This window comes from Pseudomonas sp. UME65, from assembly GCF_014170225.1.
Taxonomy (GTDB): domain Bacteria; phylum Pseudomonadota; class Gammaproteobacteria; order Pseudomonadales; family Pseudomonadaceae; genus Aquipseudomonas; species Aquipseudomonas protegens.
Genome location: NZ_LZZQ01000019.1, coordinates 218,346 through 237,557 on the forward strand (window position 1 = coordinate 218,346; position 19,212 = coordinate 237,557).

At 62.5% G+C, this 19,212-nt stretch carries 15 protein-coding genes; 4 read left to right on the forward strand and 11 right to left on the reverse strand.

Annotated elements, in window-relative coordinates:
* Nucleotides 1-25: 25 nt before the first annotated feature.
* From A9971_RS32555 to A9971_RS32575, 5 genes are all read right to left on the reverse strand, one after another.
* Complete coding sequence (locus tag A9971_RS32555; protein WP_060843318.1) at nucleotides 26-298, reverse strand: hypothetical protein; 273 nt, start codon at nucleotides 296-298, stop codon at nucleotides 26-28.
* A gap of 1,383 nt (nucleotides 299-1,681) precedes the next feature.
* Nucleotides 1,682-3,016: an AAA family ATPase gene (locus A9971_RS32560; RefSeq protein ID WP_183000497.1), complete on the reverse strand. Its 1,335-nt coding sequence runs from the start codon at nucleotides 3,014-3,016 to the stop codon at nucleotides 1,682-1,684.
* A gap of 881 nt (nucleotides 3,017-3,897) precedes the next feature.
* A complete protein-coding gene (locus A9971_RS32565; RefSeq protein ID WP_183000498.1) occupies nucleotides 3,898-5,310 on the reverse strand; it encodes an efflux transporter outer membrane subunit in 1,413 nt (470 codons plus the stop codon).
* Nucleotides 5,294-6,460: an efflux RND transporter periplasmic adaptor subunit gene (locus A9971_RS32570; RefSeq protein WP_174395519.1), complete on the reverse strand. Its 1,167-nt coding sequence runs from the start codon at nucleotides 6,458-6,460 to the stop codon at nucleotides 5,294-5,296. Before A9971_RS32570 ends, A9971_RS32565 begins: the two co-directional genes overlap by 17 nt.
* On the reverse strand, nucleotides 6,450-9,671 hold the full coding sequence (locus A9971_RS32575) for an efflux RND transporter permease subunit (RefSeq protein ID WP_183001990.1): 3,222 nt from the start codon (nucleotides 9,669-9,671) through the stop codon (nucleotides 6,450-6,452). The genes A9971_RS32570 and A9971_RS32575 overlap by 11 nt, the downstream gene beginning before the upstream one ends.
* Nucleotides 9,672-9,900: 229 nt before the next feature.
* Between A9971_RS32575 and A9971_RS32580 the strand changes: the two genes are divergently transcribed.
* From A9971_RS32580 to A9971_RS32590, 3 genes are all read left to right on the forward strand, one after another.
* Nucleotides 9,901-10,305, forward strand: coding sequence for a hypothetical protein (locus A9971_RS32580; protein WP_053157911.1), 405 nt, complete (start codon nucleotides 9,901-9,903; stop codon nucleotides 10,303-10,305).
* 33 nt (nucleotides 10,306-10,338) lie between these two features.
* On the forward strand, nucleotides 10,339-10,749 hold the full coding sequence (locus A9971_RS32585) for a hypothetical protein (RefSeq protein ID WP_015635291.1): 411 nt from the start codon (nucleotides 10,339-10,341) through the stop codon (nucleotides 10,747-10,749).
* A 123-nt stretch (nucleotides 10,750-10,872) separates the two neighbouring features.
* The gene (locus A9971_RS32590) at nucleotides 10,873-11,889 is read left to right on the forward strand and encodes a YhcG family protein (RefSeq protein WP_123430937.1); all 1,017 of its coding nucleotides are present in this window, start codon (nucleotides 10,873-10,875) and stop codon (nucleotides 11,887-11,889) included.
* A gap of 75 nt (nucleotides 11,890-11,964) precedes the next feature.
* Here A9971_RS32590 and A9971_RS32595 read toward each other — a convergent pair whose 3' ends face one another.
* The 6 genes from A9971_RS32595 to A9971_RS32620 all read right to left on the reverse strand — a co-directional run bounded on the left by A9971_RS32595 (nucleotide 11,965) and on the right by A9971_RS32620 (nucleotide 17,640).
* Nucleotides 11,965-12,315, reverse strand: a complete 351-nt coding sequence (locus tag A9971_RS32595; RefSeq protein WP_183000500.1) for a YkvA family protein — start codon at nucleotides 12,313-12,315, stop codon at nucleotides 11,965-11,967.
* Nucleotides 12,316-12,538: 223 nt separating this feature from the next.
* The gene (locus A9971_RS32600) at nucleotides 12,539-13,498 is read right to left on the reverse strand and encodes a DMT family transporter (protein ID WP_183000501.1); all 960 of its coding nucleotides are present in this window, start codon (nucleotides 13,496-13,498) and stop codon (nucleotides 12,539-12,541) included.
* Between the two features lie 40 nt (nucleotides 13,499-13,538).
* Nucleotides 13,539-14,468, reverse strand: a complete 930-nt coding sequence (locus tag A9971_RS32605; RefSeq protein WP_183000502.1) for a phytanoyl-CoA dioxygenase family protein — start codon at nucleotides 14,466-14,468, stop codon at nucleotides 13,539-13,541.
* A 155-nt stretch (nucleotides 14,469-14,623) separates the two neighbouring features.
* Nucleotides 14,624-15,451, reverse strand: a complete 828-nt coding sequence (locus A9971_RS32610) for a sulfite exporter TauE/SafE family protein (RefSeq protein ID WP_125063744.1) — start codon at nucleotides 15,449-15,451, stop codon at nucleotides 14,624-14,626.
* Nucleotides 15,448-16,725 (reverse strand): FAD/NAD(P)-binding oxidoreductase, encoded by a 1,278-nt coding sequence (locus tag A9971_RS32615; protein WP_183000503.1) that lies wholly within the window; start codon nucleotides 16,723-16,725, stop codon nucleotides 15,448-15,450. The genes A9971_RS32610 and A9971_RS32615 overlap by 4 nt, the downstream gene beginning before the upstream one ends.
* A gap of 30 nt (nucleotides 16,726-16,755) precedes the next feature.
* The gene (locus A9971_RS32620; protein ID WP_183000504.1) at nucleotides 16,756-17,640 is read right to left on the reverse strand and encodes an MBL fold metallo-hydrolase; all 885 of its coding nucleotides are present in this window, start codon (nucleotides 17,638-17,640) and stop codon (nucleotides 16,756-16,758) included.
* Nucleotides 17,641-17,891: 251 nt separating this feature from the next.
* On the opposite strand from A9971_RS32620, the gene A9971_RS32625 reads away from it, so the two are divergent.
* Nucleotides 17,892-19,205 (forward strand): sigma-54-dependent Fis family transcriptional regulator, encoded by a 1,314-nt coding sequence (locus A9971_RS32625; RefSeq protein WP_072452278.1) that lies wholly within the window; start codon nucleotides 17,892-17,894, stop codon nucleotides 19,203-19,205.
* The last annotated feature ends 7 nt before the right edge of the window (nucleotides 19,206-19,212 follow it).

Sequence of the window (19,212 nt, forward strand, 5' to 3'; positions counted from 1 at the left end):
ACCGCCTTCGCCGGCAAGCCGGCTCCTACGCAACCCGCCACTGAATCACTTCCAGCACCGCGCAGCCTTCTCGGGTGAGCAGGTGCACGCCACGGGTGATGCGGGTCAGGTCGCAATCGCTGATGTCTTTCAGCCCCAGGGTGGACAGGCTGTCCATCAGGTCGCGGACCACGGTGAAACGGTGGGCGGCGCTGCTGGCCAGGTCGCTCAAGGGCGCTTGGGTGTCGAGGTAGAACACCGGGTGTTCGGTGTCGTGGGTGTCGATGGGGGTGAAGCGGGGGAGGTGATGGTCAGTCATCGGTGCAGCTCCTATAAATTGAGCTGCCACCTTCCGCGGCCAAGCGAATTAGGGTGGCAGCTGTACGCGGGTTGGCCGACCGGCTATAGGAAACCGGCACACCCGAAGGTGTCCCACGCACAGCCGCCATGAGACAAAATCACAGGCACAAAAAAAGCGCCTGCAATGATGTTTTGGACGCTGATGCGTTCCTATATCCGACCGGCCAAGGTCGCTCGCGGATTTTGCCGCGAGGGCGAACTATAGGGGGGATGCCAGAGCGGTGCAACCGGGCATTGAAGGTGATGTTTGAGTGGTTGTGTCGACTGTTGGTGGCTGGTTTTGATGAGGTACATATCCATTGTTGCGGTCACGGCCACTTAGGGTTTCGCCCTTACGGCGAGTCACTTTGGAAAAGCCCCAAAGTAACCAAAGGGCTCCTGCCCCCGCATCCGGCCCCTCGCTGGGGCTCGGGGTTCCCTCACTCCGGCGCCGCTCCGGGGGCACGCCGCCACAGGCCATCCATGGCCTGATGGCGGCTAGCTCGGCATCCTTGCCGAGCTGCCCCTGCGCAACGCCTGCGTTCGGCCTTCTGGAGGGGGCAGGAAGATCAAGATCAAAAGCAGATCAAAAGCCAAGGCATCCCGCAGCTGGGTTGCCGACGAAGATGCCCGCTAGTTATGCATCGCGCACTCCGCTGCTTGCTGGCTCCTTCAATCCTTTTAAACGTGCCATTGAGCGAGCCCGGGCTTCCAGAAATGGGTTGAACACAAACTTGCTCGGATCAGGAGAAGTACTCAAGGAACTTGAGTTTAGGGCTAACCCAATCTCTCTTCAAATTCTCTTGTCAAAGGTCCTTTGGGGGCTTTAAAGATTAATCTCAGGCGGAAGTGCTGAAGTTGGACTGTGTCCTCAGATATTGCGCAAGAGTTTGATTTAGTGTGTTAGATGTTGGCTTCAGTGGCGTAACGCCAAGGCTACTTTGAACTTTAGAGCTAAAATGTCTGGGAGTTACTGATTTTGACTGAGGTTATCTAGCAGCTTCTTGAAGCTGATCATAAATTACGCGTAGCTATTTTAGGGGCTGTAAAATTCTTCGGAAAGGCTTGAGAATCCCTCGGGAAGAGTCAGCATAAACATGCTAATAAGTATTAATCTAAGAGTGGGGCGCACATTCAAGGGAATGCAGAAATGTACTCGGTGCGGATGTGGTCCAAGGTTTTTAATAACTTAGGCTGCAGTTATATTGCTGTAAGGGAATGTTCGGCTGGCACGCATGCGTTACGTCCATAACTGATTGTCAAAAAATTCACAAAGACGGATGTTTTATTAAGTTGAGATGAAGGCATTATTGACATAAGTGTGGGCAACTTTCGTGCCGTCGCCCACGTTCGTTTATGGGTGTTATCGTAAACCCTTTGGGGCTTCAGATTTAAAGTAACCAACATTTTTTGCAGGGACTCGAATATAGTTTTTGATGGTGGCGCGAGACTCTTCACTTATAATTTCTACTCGATTGGCCTCCGCCTGCATTCTTATATATCCTCTAAGCATCTTCTCTTTGAAGTGATAATAACCTTGCTTCGTTCCTTTAACAAGAATGCTGCCGTACTCTGGTTTGAGTAGGTTTCTTATGCGCGAAGTATAAGTTTCGTATTTTAATGGTTCCTTGCCATCAATCTGCTCCATGATATTTTGATATCTAGTGTGCATCGAAGAAAGATAAGCCCCTTGCCACTCATCTGCAGAGGTTGACCATAAGACCTCCTCGTAGTCTTGTGTTCTTTGATTTATTGCAAGCTCGTAAGGTCTAGCCAGCTCAGCTGAGATGCTTAGAATAGCTTCATCTAAGGCTGCAAAATAATCCTCCCATGCTACAGAAACTACAACATCATCCTTTTCAAACAAAATCCACAGTAACTTTTCCACCATGAGATGGACGTAATAAGGATACCCGTCACTTACTGCGGCTATTCGAACACAAATATCACGATTGATTTCAACACCAAATTCACCCAGCGCCGCAATAGCTATATCCCAGCGAGCATCCCAGCTCAGTTTTGGGAGCTCTATCGTCTCCAACTGACGAATGGCTGACCGATGAAATCCTAATATCTCATTTAGAGTGCTCCCTACGCCGGTGAAAATAAATTTCAAAGATATCTGCTTGTCTCCCATTTGCTTTAATAGGTCTGCAAGCATGTCTATCTCTGCATCACTTGTTATACGATCTACCTCATCCACCACAACAACTGGTGCGTCGGAGTGAAGTTGTGAAACCTCTTTCAAGACTTCAACGGCGTCGCTCAGGCAGGTTATTTTTGTGGAGAAGTCCACTGGAGAACTTTCACTTTTCAATGAGTAAGATAGCCATTTGTATTTTACAGAAACTTCTTCGCTAAGTTTTACATTGGTGGTCCACGCTCTTTTAATGGCTTGCGCCGCTATACTTGAAACTATTGACTTTACAGTCGAGTCGGGAGCGCAAGAAACATCTATATATCCGGAATCTGAGCTTTGCCATTGATTGGCGGCAGTCGCTGCAAGAGAGGATTTTCCTACTCCACGCTCACCAAATATAAATACGTTGCGGCCATGGGCCATCAACGCTTTTTCGATCCTATCCAACTCTCTTTCTCGCCCGACGAGATGCTGTATTGAGAGAATTGGTCTTGATGGTGAAACTACTTCATTCAATTTCTTACCAAAAGATCGTTTGTCGTAACCGTCAATAGCCATACATATCCTTATTTCATATATTGAAGCAGTCCAGTAACTTACTTTCCACGAAAATCTCAGTTGTCGTGCTAGCATAAGGTCGTGAATCTAGCCAGTCCAGCGGCGGTAGGTTTCTCCTCATCTGAGGACCACCTACATCAATCACCAATGTGAGCCTTTGAGATCCGCAAGTCCACAGTGAGGCATACCGACCCCTTCAAATACCAGCCTAAATGTGTAGTCGAATCTGTAGCGCTTCTCAAGTCTCTCAACGTATGGCCCTGTAATGTTGCAGTGATGATTACTTCTACATAAAACACGCAACGTCTTCGACAAGTGATCCATTCAGAGTCTGTTCCCCACGGCTTAGCTGTATCCCCTACGGTTCTCTCCTTAAAGCCTCCAGACCGATTATTTCTTCCCTCTGAGTTTGTCTGAGTTGCACTTGTGGGGCGCTGGAATTTTAGTCGGAAGCGAATCAATCGTCAGCAATAAAAGGAGTCCACTTCCGTACACAATGATCAAAATCCGTTACTTTCGGAGTCTCCCGCTCCTATGAGTATTCGAACGGTAAGAAGACAGGTAGACCGATAGGCCGCTGTCATGCTTTGGCTGTGGCTTTTGATTTTTCTGCCCCCTTAGACACGATGGCCGAACGCAGGCATTGAGCCGTGGGTAACCCGGCAGGGATGCCGGGTTAGCCGCCACCCGGCCATGGATGGCCGGTGGCGGCGGCCCACGGATCAATGCCGGAGTGAGGGCATGCCGAGCCTAGGCGAGGCACCGAGTGGAGGGGCAGAAGCGTTTTGCTTACTTTTGCGCTCTTCAAAAGTGAGTCGCTGTAAAAGCGAAATCGTAATCGGCCGTGACCGCAGCAATGGATATGTACTCCGACTTAGAGGTTATGAGCGCCACCCCCCACCCAACGCCACCACCAACCCCACACTGGCCTGCAGCTCCCTTGTCTGCACCGCCTGCAACCCCCGTTGCGCCTGCAAGGCTGCGGTCTGCGCCGTCACCACATCCAGGTAACTCACTGCTCCGGCCTGATAGCTGTTCATGGCCAAGGTCTGGGTGTGCTGCGCTGCGTTCACCGCCGCTTGCTGATCCAGCGCCTCCTGGCGCAAATCCCGCAGTTGCCCCAGGTTATCCTCCACCTCGCGCACCGCCCGCAGCACTTGCCCACGGTAATGGGCGGCAGCCTCTTCGAACTCGGCGTGGGCCTGGCGCTCATTGGCGCTCAGCCGCCCGCCGTCAAAAATCGGCAGGTTCACCAACGGCCCCAGGGCCCAATAACGATTGCCCGCGGCCAACAGATTGCCCACGCCCTGGGTCTGGCCACCGAGCATGCCGGTCAGGCTGAAATCCGGGTACCAGGCGGCGCGGGCGATGCCGATGCCGGCATTGGCGGCGTACACACGGCGTTCGGCGGCGGCAATGTCCGGCCTTCGTTGCAGCAGGGTGCTGGGCAGTTGCCGGGGAATGCTCGGCAGGCTCAAGAGTTGCGCAGAGGGCGACAGGTGGAATTGGCTGGCCGGTTCGCCCACCAGTTCGCCGATGGCGTGTTCGGTGAGGTTGCGCTGGGCGCGCACTTCGTCCAGTTCGGCTTCGGCGCTGGCCAGTTGGCTCTGGGCCCGGGTCAGGTCCAGTTCCGAGGCGATCTGCCCCTGGTAGCGGTCGCGGGTCAGTTGCAGGGCCTGGGCGTAATCCTCCAGGGAGTGGCTGAGGATGCGGCTCTGGGCGTCCAGGCCATTGAGTTGCACATACAGGCTCGCCAATTGTTTTTGCAGGCTCAGGCGCGCCGCTGCCAAGTCGTCGCCGGAGGCTTGGGCCTGGGCGTCTCCGGCCGCCGCTTGATTGCGAATCCGCCCCCAGAGGTCGAGGTCCAAGCCCAGGGCAAAACCGGCGGTGTTGCTGTTGTATACCGAAGGCTGGGTGCTGCCGCGCAGCGGGCGGTTGTCCGACTGACGCTGGCGCAACGGTTGGGCGCTGGCGCTGATCTGCGGGAACAGCCCGGCATGCAGCTGGCTGGCGTAGGCCTGGGCGCCGTCATAGTGAGCCAGGGCCGCGGCGAGGTCCGGGTTGGCCTGGAGCAGGCGCTGTTGCAGGTCGTTGAGACGCGGGTCCTGGTACAGCAACCACCATTGCTCGGCGATCATCTGGGGCGTGGCGGCCGGGTGCCAGGGGCCGTCGGCGTTCTGTTCACGATACTGCGCCGGCAGGTCGATGGGCGGCACCTGGTAGTGGGGCGCCAGGGAGCAGCCGTGCAGGGCCAGCAACAGCAGGGCGGCGAGGGGCTTAAGCCTTGGGCGCATGTTCGCCTCCCGCGTCCGCCAGTTGCACCAGGTCACCTTCGCGCAGGGCGTCCGGCGGGTTGTCGATGACCTGGTCGGTCGCTTGCAGGCCCTGGTCGATCACCAGCCGCTCGCCCAGGTCCAGGCCGATATGAATGCTGCGCAGGTGCACGTGGCGGGAACCGTCGATCACCGCCACCTGGGTGCCCTGGGCGCGGAAGATCAGGGCGCTGGCGGGGATGCTCACACCGTGGGTGTCGGCAGGGATGGCCAGTGTGGCTTCGGCATAGTCGCCGGGCATCAGCGCGCCGTCCGGGTTGGCGGCGACGAACTGTGCCAGCAGGGTGCCGGAGCGTGGGTCGATGGCGGTGGAGTCGCCCAGCAGTTGCGCGCTGAAGTGCTGGCCAGGGTGCTCGGGCACGGTCAGCTGCGCTTGCAGACCAGGGTGGATCACGCTGGCGTAGTTCTGCGGAATCGGCACGTAGAGCCGCAGTTTGTGGGTGTCCGCCAGGTCGAACAGCTCCGGGTCGCTGTCGTTGTCGGCCTTGATCAACTGGCCGATGTCGGTGTGGCGCGCGGTGAGGGTGCCGGCAAACGGCGCGCGAATGGTCTTGTAGTCTTCCAGCGCCGAGAGCCGCGCATAGTCGGCGGCGGCCGCCTCGGCATTGGCTTTGGCGGCGGCTGCGTTGGAGGTCTTTTCATCGGCTTCCTGGCGCGATACCGAGTGGCTGGCCAAGAGGTTCTGCCAGCGCTCGGCGGTGGTCTGGGCCAGCCGGGCATTGGCTTGCTGCTGGGTCATCCGCGCCCGGGCCTGGGCCACTTGCTGGTCCAGGTCGGGGCTGTCGATATGGGCCAGTACCTGCCCGGCGGCCACGTGGGTGCCTATGTCCTGGGTCCAGTCCTTGAGGTAGCCGCTGACCCGGGCATGGATCGGCGCCTTGCTCCAGGCTTCCAGGTGCGCCGGCAGGCGCAGGGTGTCGCCCAGCACGTTGTGCTGCGGCTGGAACACCAGCACTTGCGGCACGGCGGCGGTTTCGGTCCAGGCAACGACGGCCCGTTCATGCCGGGTGCGCGCCGCCAGGCCGCTGGCCACCAGTAGGGCAGCCAGGCTCAAGCCACCGATGCCCAGCAGCAGCAGGCGTTTGCGCGAAGGGGTGTGATCAGGCGACATGGGTGTTTTCTCCAGCAACAGCGGATTGGGGAGGGCGACCGTGGACCAGGCTGAAGACCACGGGGACAAAGATCAGGGTGGCCACGGTGGCGAGGATCAGCCCGCCGATCACCGCGCGGCCCAGAGGGGCGTTCTGTTCCTCGGACAGGGCCAGGGGCAGCATGCCGATGATCATCGCCAGGGCGGTCATGCACACCGGGCGAAAGCGCGTGTAGCCGGCTTCCAGCGCGGCCTTGAGGGCATCGCCGTGTTCCGCCAGGCGCTCGCGGCAAAAACTCACCACCAGGATCGAGTTGGCGGTGGCCACCCCCATGCACAGGATGGCCCCGGTCAGCGCCGGCACCGACAGCGAGGTGCCACTCAAGAACAGCATCCACACGATCCCGGCCAGGGCTGCCGGCAGCGCGGTGATGATCACGAACGGATCGACCCAGGACTGGAAGTTGACCACGATCAGCAGGTAGATCAGCACCACCGCTCCCAGCAGGCCCAGGCTCAGGCCGCTGAAGGCTTCGTGCAGGGCGTCGATCTGCCCGTGCAGGCTGACCGTGGCGCCCTTGGGTCGCAGGGCCGCAGCGTCGTCCAGAACCTTTTGCATGTCGTGGGCCACGGCGCCCAGGTCGCGGCCCTGCACGTTGGCGTACAGGTCCAGTGTGGGCTGGATGTTGTAGTGGCTGACCACCGCCGGGCTCTCGACCCGGGAGATGTCCGCCAGGCCGCCGAGGATCTGCGACTGGCCGTTGCTGCCGGTGACCGGCAGCGCCTCCAGGGCCGGCAGGCTGTCCAGGCGGTATTGCGGGGTGGCGGCGACGATGGAATAGGACACGCCGTTCTTCGGGTTGAGCCAGAAGGTCGGCGCCACCTGGGAGCTGCCGGCCAGCGACGCCACCATGCTGTTGGTCACGTCGCGCTCGGTGATGCCCAGGCCATTGGCCCGCAGGCGATCGACCTTGACCTGCAAGGACGGGTAGCCGGTGGACTGCTGGATCCGCAGGTCGGCAATGCCCGGCACATGTTGCAGGCGCCGTTGCAGTTCCAGGGCGTAGGCGCGGTTGGCCGCGGCGTCGGGCCCTGAGATTTTCACGTCCAGGGGGGCCGGGGCGCCGAAGTTGAGGATCTGGCTGCTGATGTCTGCCGGCAGGAAGGCGAACTGGCTGCCGGGGAAGCTTTCCGGCAAGGTTTCACGCAGCTGTTTTACATAGTCGGCGCTGGGGGCGTGGCCGGGTTTGAGGGTGACCTGGATATCACCGTCCTGGGGGCCGATGGTGCCGCTGTTGCTGTAGGCCATGTCGATGCCGCTCAAGGGGATGCCGATGTTGTCGATGATGCTGTCCAGTTGCTCGGCCGGAATCACTTCGCGAATCCGCGCTTCGATGCGGTCGAAGGCCGCCGCGCTTTCCTCGATCCGCGTGCCCAGGGGCAGCCGCACGTGCAGGGCCAGGGCCCCGGCGTCGGTGGCGGGGAAGAAGTCCTGGCCCAGGCTCGGCAGCAGGGCGAAGGAGGCCAGCACGCAGGCAAGAAAGCCGAGGATGAAGGTCTTGCGCCGGCCCAGGGCCAGGTGCAGCAGGCCGTGGTAGGTGTCGCGCACGCTGGAGAAACGCGCCTCGAAACCCTGTTGAAAGGCCAATAGCCCGCGCACCAGGGCATTGCGCGGCTTGGCATGCTGTTCGCCTTCGTGATGGTTGATGAAGGCATCTTCCGGGTGATGCCCCGGACCTGCTTCCGGCGTATGGGGCTTGAGCAGGTACATGGCCAGTGTGGGCACCAGGGTCCGCGAGAGGATGAACGAGCTGGCCATGGCGAAGATCACCGCCAGGGCCATGGGCCGGAACAGGTAGCCGGCGATGCCCTGCAACAGGAACATCGGCACGAAGACGATGCAGATGCACAGCAGCGAGACGAAGGCCGGGCCGACGATCTGCTTGGCGCCGTCAAGGATCGCCACCTTCACCGCCTTGCCCTGTTCCAGGTGCCAGTTGATGTTCTCGATGGTCACGGTGGCGTCGTCCACCAGGATCCCCACCGCCAGGGCCAGGCCGCCCAGGGTCATGACGTTGAGGGTCTGGCCGCTGAGCGCCAGCAGGGCAATGGCCGAGAGCACCGCCAGGGGAATCGAGGCGGCGATGATCAGTGTGGAGCGCCAGCTGCCGAGGAACAGCAGGATCATCGCGCTGGTCAGCAGGGCGGCGATGATGCCTTCCTGGGCCACGCTGCCCACCGACTGCTTGACGAACACCGAGGCGTCCCCCAGCAGTGAGGTCTTCAGCGCTGGCGGCAGGGTCTCATTGATGCGCGGCAGCATCTGGCGGATGCCGTCGACGATCGACAGGGTGGAGATATTGCCGTTCTTCAGGGCCGGCATCAGCACCGCGCGGCGTCCGTCGACCCGCACGATGTTGGTCTGCGGCGGCGAGCCGTCGCGCACGTGGGCCACCTGGCCGATGGTGATCAGCGCGCCGTCCACGGTCTTGATCGGCAGGTCGTTGAGCTCCTCGATGGCGGTCGGGCTGTTGTTCAGCAGCACCGTGTATTCATCGCTGCCCAGCTTGGCGGTGCCCACCGGGATGATCTGGTTCTGCGCCGCCAGGGCATTGCCCACGTCCTGGGCCGACAGGCCCTTGGCGGCCAGGGCTTGCGGGTCCAGGTCGAGGGTGATCTGGCGCTGCTTGCCGCCCATGGGGGTGGGCATGGCCAGGCCGGGCAGGGAGCTCAGGGGCAGGCGGATGTTGTTCTGCACCAGGTCGCGGATCTTCGCCTCCGACAGGGTCGGGCTGGAAAACGCCATCTGCAGGATCGGCACCGTCGAGGCGCTGTAGTTGAGGATCAGCGGCGGGGTGATGCCCGGCGGCATCTGCTTGAGCACGGTTTGTGACACCGCGGTCACCTGGGCGTTGGCCGTGCGGATATCGACCCCGGGCTGGAAGAAGATCTTGACGATGCCCATGCCCGGCAGCGACTGCGACTCGATGTGCTCGATGTCGTTGACCGTGGTGCTCAGGGAGCGCTCGTAGGTGTAGATCACCCGCCCGGCCATGGCGTCCGGCGACAGGCCGTTGTACTGCCAGACCACCGCCACCACCGGGATGCCGATATCCGGGAACACGTCGGTGGGGGTACGCAGGGCCGCCAGGGGCCCGATGATGCAGATGAATATCGCCAGCACGATGAACGTGTAGGGCTTGAGCAGTGCGGTCTTGACCAGCCCGAGCATGCCGAAAACCTCCGAGGGAGTGGGGTTGCAAACCTCGGCAGCCTGCAGCGACCCACCTAACACGCGGCTTTCAGCCAGGTGAAGGAAGTTTTAGGTAAGGCCTGTATTTCCTTTCATGTGGATTCATTTGTTCTCGCACCGGGGCCTCGACAAGCTTGGTGGCCATCGGCGCAGGGGATTTTTCCGGGCTTGCGCCGCACTCATTACTGTCATTTGCGAGGTTTCGTCCATGTCCCTCAAACCCTTGTTGCTGCTGCCGGGCCTGGGCCTGGTGTGCCTGCTTTCGGCCTGTGCCGGGCCGCTGCCCAAGGCCGATCCGCAGCAGGCCTGGATCGATCTTGCTCCGGAGTCGCCGAACGACTTGCTGGCCGACAGCGTCGATGGCAAGCGCCTGAACGATGGCCGCTACTTCCAGGTCAGCCCCGGCCAGCACCGCTTGCAGATGGCTTTGCTGCAAGGGGCCAACGGCAACTCGGCGCAACCCGACTGCCTGGGGCGCCTGGACTATGCCGGGTTCCAGGCGGGGGGCCATTACCGACTGGTGGAGTCCAGCCAGGGCCAGGACGTCAGCGCCGAGCTGCTGGACGCCCAGGGCCGGCAGGTGGCCCAGAGCCGGCCGTTCAGTTGCCTGTAGGGCTTCTTTTTTCCATTGCCAAGGTAGATTTTCATGACACTCAAACCGCTGCTGCTGATACCCGTCCTGGGCCTCGCGTGCCTGCTCGGCGCTTGCGCCGGGCCCATGCCCCGGCCTGATCCCAGCGAGGCCTGGATCGGCCTGCAGGAAGAGGCGCCCAACGACCTGATGGCCGAACGGGTGGACGGGCAGAAGATCGACGATGGTCGCTATTTCCAGGTCAAGCCCGGTGCTCACCGCCTGGACGTGACCCTGTTTGAAGAGAACGTCGGCGACTCCAACCAGCAAGACTGCGACGGCCACATCAGCTACGGCGGCTTCAAGGCCGGGGAGCATTACACACTGGTGGAGTCGAGCCTGGGGAACGAGGTGTCGGCGCGCCTGTATGACGCCAAGGGCAAGCAGGTAGCCAGTACCCACGACTTCAATTGCATGCCCGGCTGACGGGGCTGTTTACCGCGCTCAAACAAGGACATTTCGCTCACCACAAAGAGACGGGCCTGACTTCAGGCCCATGACGAGCCACGGGATGATAGGGGCCTGTCTCCCAGCAAGCGGGCGTGCGTCATGAAGCAAGAGGCTGAAGCGGCGATCTCTTCCACCGAAGTGGCATTTGGCGAAGTGGCGCAAATGATCACCGCCGCGCGGCAGCGGGCAGTGCGCGCGGTGAATACTGAACTGGTGGAGCTGTATTGGCAGGTCGGGGCCTATATCAGCCGCAAGATCGAGGCGGCGGAGTGGGGTGATGGCGTGGTCCGGCAATTGGCGGATTACCTGGCGCGGCAGCAGCCGGGCCTGCGGGGTTTTACCCGACGTAACCTGTTCCGCATGCGGCAATTCTATGAGGTCTATCGAGGGGAAGAGAAAGTGTCAGCAGTGCTGACACAATTACCCTGGACCCAGAACCTGATCATTCTTGCGCAAGGCAAGTGCGCGCAAGAGCGCGAGTTTTATCTGCGCATGGCCATTCAGGAGCAGTGGTCAACCCGAGAGTTGGAACGGCAGATCAAATCCGCGCTGTTCGAACGCACGCTGACCCGCCCGGCCAATGCCTCGGCAACCTTGAAGCAGGCCCGTCCCGAGGCCCTGAAGGTCTTCAAGGATGCCTACATGGTGGAGTTTCTCGGCCTGGCCCAGGGGCATGATGAAGCCGACCTGCACCAGGGGCTGGTGCGCCAACTCAAGGATTTCCTGATCGAGATGGGGCGCGACTTCTGCTTTGTCGCTTCAGGCTATCCGCTGCAGGTCGGCGGGCGCGATTTCGCCCTGGACCTGCTGCTGTTCCATCGCGGGTTGAATTGCCTGGTGGCCGTTGAACTCAAGGTCGGGCGCTTCGAGCCGGAGTACCTGGGCAAGCTGGACTTCTACCTGGAGGCCCTGGATCGCCAGGTGCGCAAGCCCCACGAGAACCCTGCCCTGGGCGTGTTGCTCTGTGCCAGCAAGGAGGACGAGGTGGTGGAATATGCCCTCAACCGTTCCCTGTCACCGGCGCTGATCGCCGAGTACCGGACCCAACTGCCGGACAAGCAACTGCTGCAGGCCAAGTTGCAGGAGTTCTATGCCCTGGACACCCAGGCGCGGTGAGTCGGGTGGCCATGGTGTCGGGGGCGCTGCACTGCCTTGGTGAGTCGAATGCCCAGCCTGGCGCCGACCTCTGGCTCATTCCGACTCGCTGCCGAACCAGTCGGCCAGGCGTGCGCTGGCTTGCTCCTTGACCTCGGCGTTGATATGCGCAGCCACGGCCAGCACTGAACTGGTCAGCAGTCCAAGGTCATCCACGTACCCGGCCCCGGGGATCAGGTCCGGGATGATGTCCACTGGCAGTATGAAGTAACCCAGGGCGGCGTAAATGGTGGTCTTGGCCCAGATCGGGGTTTGCGGCCGTTGCGCGGCGTAGTAGAGCCATAGGGCTTTCTGGATCAAGGCCCGGCCGATGCGCGAGGTATAGCGGCCGATCTTGCGCCAGAGGCAGCGGTGGAAGCTTTTTTCCAGGCTATGGTCGGTGGACATGGCGGGCTCCTTGCGGTTACTGGGCGCCAGGTCATGGTGGGCGTTGCGAGCGTGCGCGGGCAGTGGAGAGAACTTCCCTGGGAAGTACCCGGCAGCCATGTCCTTCACTCCCATCTGTTTCAACAGCGCCGCAAGCGCTCCAGGCACTGAAAAAACACTCAGGCCGGGCCATTGCCTCTGGATTGCAACACCGGCGGTTAATGAGTGGAGGGATTCAGGCTCTTCATGCTCGCACACTCGCCCCGGCCCGTTGATGGTGCGCCATGACCCTGACGGCAATCGAGGCGCCGCTCAGCAAGGCGATGATTCCCAGGGTTTCAAGGGCGGTGGGTAAACGCTGTTCGGCGATCAGGCCAAACGCCGCGGCAAAGAGGGTTTCGACCGAAATCAGTTGTCCGGACAGGGCCAGGGGTAACCGCTGGCTCGCGAAGTTCCAGGCCCAGGCCCCACCTACCGAGGCGACGCAGGCCAAGGCCGAGGCGGCGGCGAGCACCGGCAGGGTATTGTCCAGACGCCACTCCACATGGGGCGCGCTGTACAGGTCGAAAGTGAGCCCGAACGGCACGAAGAGCACCACGCTCAAGCCCGCTCCCACCATCATCAGCCCGGTCCAGAGGCCTGAGGAAACATGCGGCAGCCGTGCCAGGATCACTTGGTTCAAGAGGCTGAAGATCAACCAGGACAGGGTGGCGCCTACCGCGTAGCCGACCGCTTGCAGGTAGGTGGACAGATCGCCGTCCAGTACCCTCGCGAAGGCGCCGTAGTTGGTGGCGACCAGCCCCAGCAGCGCGAGCAGCACCGGTACGCAGAGGGCGCGCCAGGAGACCGTGGGTTCGATCAGGTTGCCGATGAGGGCGACCATGATCGGCGCTGCGCTCAAAAACGCCGGCGCGATGATCGCGCCGCCGTTGAGCACACTGCCCATGACGCACCCGATGTACAGGGTGTAGCCCACCACCCCCAGCAGCGCGGCGGTGGCCATGGTGCGTCCGTTCAAGCGCGCAAGGCCGGCTCGGTAGAGGCGCAGCATCGCCAGGCCAATGGCGCCGGAGACGATGAAGCGCAGGGTAATGAAGTCGAACGTGCCGAAGTCGCCCATCAGATAGGGCGACAGAAAGTTCAGCGCCCAACTGAAGGTGGCGAAGAGGGCTGCGGCCACGCCTATGGCATAAGACTTCGACATTCCTGCTCCTCAAGGCTGACTGACCACGATCTGGGCGCTGCTAGATAATCGGGCCGCAATGCCTGGACGTGCGAATTTCCTCGCCGTCGTCGATATCGGTGAACTGCGAGCCGTAGGCCGTCTGGGTGGGTTTGCCCCAGTTGACGCCCATCCCCACGCCACCACCGCTTTCAGACTCACCTTCGAACAGGGTTCTGTCCAGCCGTGAGCGCCAATCCAGAAAGCGTATGGTCACCGCCAACCGCGCCTGGAGTGGCCCCGGCAGCAGCGGCTCGGAGCGGTGCCACAGGGATTTGCTGAAGAACAACACATCGCCCAGCGCGAAATCGTCCTGGGACTTATGTTCCTCGAATATCTCTGTCAGCAGGCTCGGCGTATTGAAGATACCCCTTAGGTGCGCAGAGAAATCCGCGACCGAGAGGCCGGCGGCCATCTTTCTTGAGAGCAGGCTGGCCAGCTGGAAGTTGGCCTTGGCTGAATACAGGCTTTCAGGGACATAGGCCATTCCCCCGCGTTGCCCTGCATTGTGGATGGGGTCCAATGGGATCCACACGCTGAAGGCCGCATCCTGCGGGCGGATGTAGCGAAAGCTCAGTGAATCGTAATGCCAGGCGAAGCCTTGCTGGTGCGCGGTGAGCTCGAAGCTCTGGGACTCGGTCATGATCAGCGGATGACCTGTCAGGGTCACCAAGGCCGTCCTGAAGGCCGTCGAGGAGTAGATGCGCTTGAGCACCTCGGTGCGGCCAAGGTCGTAAGTCAACCGGTTGAAGGAATCTCCATAGGCCGACTTCGCGTCCCGGGCCGAAATGACTCGAGCACCGGCCTCGTGCTTGAGCGCCTCTATAGCATGCGCCGTTAAAAAGCCTTTGATCTTGATGAAACCGTGGCTGCGAAAGGCTGCGATCTCATCGGCGCTGAACGGGACTGCCTTCACCAGGCAATGATCTGTTTCTTGAATCAGGGCAAGCATCGTCGTCTCCTTTCGAGTCTGCAGGCTCAAGGGTGCGACATCCTGGGCTTGGTCATCAGACCCAGGGCGACTGTTTTGCGCACTGAGGCGACCTTTGCCGTTGATAACCGGGGCAGGCCCGCCACAGGCCGTAACCCGTGGCGGGCGCGAATGCTTCAGCGGGGCAATAGCCCCAGGGCGCCGCCGGCCAGCAGCAGGGCAGCGAGGATCCCGGTGATGGCGAACAGCTGTTGCAGCCGCGGGCCGGCCAGGTGGCTGGCCACCTGGCGTCCCAGCACCAGCCCCAGGACCGCCCCCAGGGCAAAGGGCGCGCCCACCGCCCAGTGCATGATCCCGCTGAGGCTGGCGGTGACCACGCTGCCCAGGGAGACCAGGGCGATCACCGCCAGTGAGGTGGCGACGATGCTCTTGCTGTCCAGGTTGGTGTAGCGGCTCAGGGCCGGGATGATGACGAAGCCGCCACCCACCCCCAGCAGCCCGGAAAGCAGCCCCGAGAGCATTCCGGTGAAGGTCAGCGCCCGGGCGCAGGGCAGGGTCCAGCGCAGGCGGCCCTGGGCCGGGTTGAGCACGCAGGGCATGAAGGCCGGGCGCGGCGCCGGCTGGCCCTGTTTCAGTTCCAGGCTGGCCTTGCGCAGGATGCGCCCGCAGGCGTACAGCAGCACCAGGGAGAACAGCAGCGCCAGCGGCAGGTTGGGCAGGCGGTGGGCCAGCCACAGGCCCAGCGGCGCCATGAGGATGCCGATGCCGGCCACGAACCCCGCCGCGCGGTAGCGCACGATGCCCTGGCGCAAGCCCAGCACCGCGCCGACGCTGGCTGCCAGGCCCACCGCCAGCAGGCCGATGGGCGCGGCCTCGACCATGCTCAGGCCCAGGCCGAAGACCAGGAGCGGCACGGCGAGGATGCCGCCACCGGCCCCGGTCAGGGCCAGGATCGCACCAATGATCGCCCCCAGCCCGGCGCCCAGAAGACTGTGTTCGCTCATGCTTTCGGGGTGTCCGTGGCCAGGGTCGGATGGGCCAGCCATTCGTGGCCCTTGAGCATGCCGCGCCAGTACAGCGGTGGCAGGATCCGTTCCTTCAGCCACCAGGCGCGACGGGTTGGCTGGCGCCCGTCCAGCAGCCAGCGCGGGAAACTCGGTGCCAGCTTGCCGCCATAGGTGAATTCGGCGAGAACGATCTTGCCCCGTTCCACGGTCATCGGGCAGGAACCGTAGCCGTCGTATTCGGCCAGGCGGGTCAGGCGCTTGAGGGCAACCAGCACATTGTTGGCCACCACCGGTGCCTGTTTGCGTGCCGCTGCGGCGGTCTTGGCATTGCTGGTATTGGTGGCGTCCCCCAGGCCGTGGATGTTCACGTAGCGCTTGTGGCGCAGGCTGCCCGGGTCGACGTCGATCCAGCCGGCGGCGTCCGCCAGGGGGCTCTGGCGGATGAAGTCCGGGGCGCACTGGGGAGGCACCACGTGCAGCATATCGAAGGCCCGTTCCAATGTTTCCTGGCGGCCATCGGCCAGGGTGCGGACAAAGGTCGCGCGTTTGGCCGGGCCGTTCACCGCCACCAGGTTATGGCCGAAATCCAGTTCGATGGCGTATTTCTTCACGTATTCCATCAGCGCCGGCACGTAGTCGGCGACGCCGAACAGCACACCGCCGGCATTCAGGAAGCGCGGCTTGATCTGCCCCAGGCGGCCGTGGCGCAGCCAGTGGTCGCAGGACAGGTACATGGCCTTCTGTGGCGCTCCGGCGCACTTGATCGGCATCGGCGGCTGGCTGAACAGCGCCTCGCCCTGTTGCAGTTGCTGCACCAGTTGCCAGGTGTAGGGCGCCAGGTCGTAGCGGTAGTTGGAGGTCACGCCGTGGTTGCCCAGGGCCTGGGGCAGGCCGTCGATGGCGGCCCAGTCGAGCTTGAGCCCGGGGCAGACGATCAGTTGGTCATAGGCCAGCACCCGGCCGTCCTCCAGCACGAGGGCGTTGTGTTCTGGGTCGAAGCGGCTGACCGCGTCCTGGATCCACTTGACCCCCTGGGGCATCAGCTCGGCCATGGCGCGCTCGGTGGATTGGGCGCTGAATACTCCGGCGCCCACCAGGGTCCAGCCGGGTTGGTAATAGTGGTGCCGGGCAGGGTCGATGAGTGCCACGTCCAGGTGTGGATCGCGGGTCAAGAGGCTGGCAGCAACGGCGATGCCGGCGGCACCGCCACCGACGATCAGCACCTGGTGGCTGCCGTCGACAGTGGGCAGGGCCGGGTTGAAGGGGCGCATGGCAAGGTCTCCGTGTGGAGTAGGTAATAGTTATAGGGTGTTCAGGGGAATCTTCAGGTAGCTCACGCCGTTGTCCTCGGGCTCGGGGAAGTGCCCGCTGCGCATGTTGACCTGCACCGAAGGCAGGATCAGCACCGGCATGTCCAGGGTCGCGTCGCGGGCTTCGCGCATGGCCACGAAGCTGTCTTCGTCGACCCCCTGGTGAATGTGGATGTTGTTGGCGCGCTGCTCGGCGACGGTGGTCATGTACTGCAGCTCGCGGCCGTTGGGCAGGTAGTCGTGGCACATGAACAGCCGGGTGCTGGGGGGCAGGGCGAGGATCTTGCCGATCGAGCGGTACAGGGTCCGCGCGTCGGCCCCGGGGAAGTCGCAGCGGGCGGTGCCGTAGTCGGGCATGAACAGGGTGTCGCCGACAAAGGCCAGGGTTTCGTCGCCGACCTGCACCAGGTAGGTCATGCAGGCCGGGGTATGCCCCGGGGTGTGCATGGCCCGCGCGGTGAGGCCGCCGATGGCGAATTCGGCGCCGTCTTCGAGCAGCACGTCGAACTGGCTGCCGTCCCGGGCAAAGGCCGGGGCTTCGTTGAACAGCGCGCCGAAGGTCTTCTGCACCCGGGTGATCTGGTTGCCGATGGCCACCTGGGCCCCGAGCTGCGCCTTGAGGTAGGCGGCGGCCGACAGGTGGTCGGCATGCACATGGGTTTCCAGGATCCAGTCGACCCGGGCGTCCAGCTCTTTCACCCGGGCGATCAGGCGGTCGGCGGACTCGGTGTGGGTGCGGCCGGATTTCGGGTCGTAGTCCAGCACGCTGTCGATCAATGCGCAGTGGCGGCTGGCCAGGTCCATCACCAGGTAGCTGATGGTCCAGGTATGGCTGTCGAAAAAGGCTTCTACACGCAGCATGTCGCTGATGATCATGGGGCACTCCAGGCAATGAAGGTGAGGGCAGTCTGCGCTGACGCTCGTTTCTTGAAGTGTCAATAAGCGTGCCAACCCGAAACGGCGTCGTTTGGCGCCTGTTCATTGGTCTAGACGCTTTTTCAGCCCCCTGGTGATGTGTTGTCGCCCGGACTGTCACCCGGGTTTGGCAGTCATTTGGCAGTTACTGGCAGAAAATGGCAGTGATGGCGTCCATGCTTTAAGCTGCCGCCTCTGCCCCGGAGTTGCCCATGTCCCTGATTGCCACCGACCTAGTCCCGCCACCGATGTCCGCCCTGGTGTCCTACCTCGAACACGACCCGCAGCCCACCATAGTGCTGGACACCGACTACAACATCATCGCCGCCAACACCGCCTACCAGCGTCAGTTCGGTGTGGCCGGCAAGCCCCACGTGGGCGCCAAGTGCTACCGGGTGTCCCACCAGTTCGCCGTGCCCTGCGACCAGGCCGGCGAGCATTGCCCGATGCGCAAGGCCCATGACAGCCGCGTGCCGGAACGCATGCTGCACATCCACCACACGCCCCGGGGGCCGGAACATGTGGACGTGGAGCTGCGGCCGATCATTGGCCAAGACGGCACGGTGGTGGCCTATGTCGAGCGCTTGAGTTCGGTGGCCGTGGCCTCGGTACAACCCCAGCAGAAGGGCCTGGTGGGGCGCTCGCCGGCCTTCAACGAAGCCTTGGGCGCCTTGCAGCGGGCGGCGCCGGCGCCGATCCCGGTATTGCTCCAGGGTGAATCCGGCACCGGCAAGGAGCTGTTCGCCCGTGCCCTGCACGACGGTAGCCCCCGGGCCAGCGGGCCGCTGGTGGTGGTGGACTGCACCGGGCTTACCGAAAGCCTGCTGGAAAGCGAATTGTTCGGTTATGAAAAGGGCGCCTTCACCGGTGCCCTGCAGCGCAAGATCGGCCTGGCCGAAGCCGCCCATGGCGGCACCCTGTTTCTCGACGAGATCGGCGAAGTGCCCCTGGCCATGCAGGTCAAACTGCTGCGCCTGATCGAGTCCGGCAGCTTTCGCCCGGTGGGCAGCCTGCGCACCGTGCACTCGGATTTCCGCCTGGTGGCGGCGACCCACAAGCCGCTCAAGGAAATGGTCGCCGCCGGCACCTTCCGCCAGGACCTGTACTACCGCATCAGCGCCTTCCCGATCCGCCTGCCGGCCTTGCGCGAACGCAGCGACGACCTGCCACTGCTGATCGACAGCCTGCTGCGCCGGCTTGACCCCGGGGTAGTGCCGCGGGTCGATCCCCAGGCCCTGGCCCAACTGAGCCTGTACACCTACCCGGGCAATATCCGCGAGCTGCGCAACATCCTCGAGCGGGCGCGGCTGTTCAGCGACGACGGGGTGATCCGCCTGGCGGACCTGCCGCCGGAGCTGCGCAGCACGCCGGCACCAGCGCCCCCCGGCCGCCGCCGCGGCAACAAGGACCTGGAGCAACTGGCCCATGCCCTGGAGGTGTTCGAGGGTTCGCGCAGTGAGCTGGCCAGGGCCCTGGGCCTGAGCGAGCGGACCCTGTACCGGCGGCTCAAGGCCCTGGGTCTCTGAGTGCCGC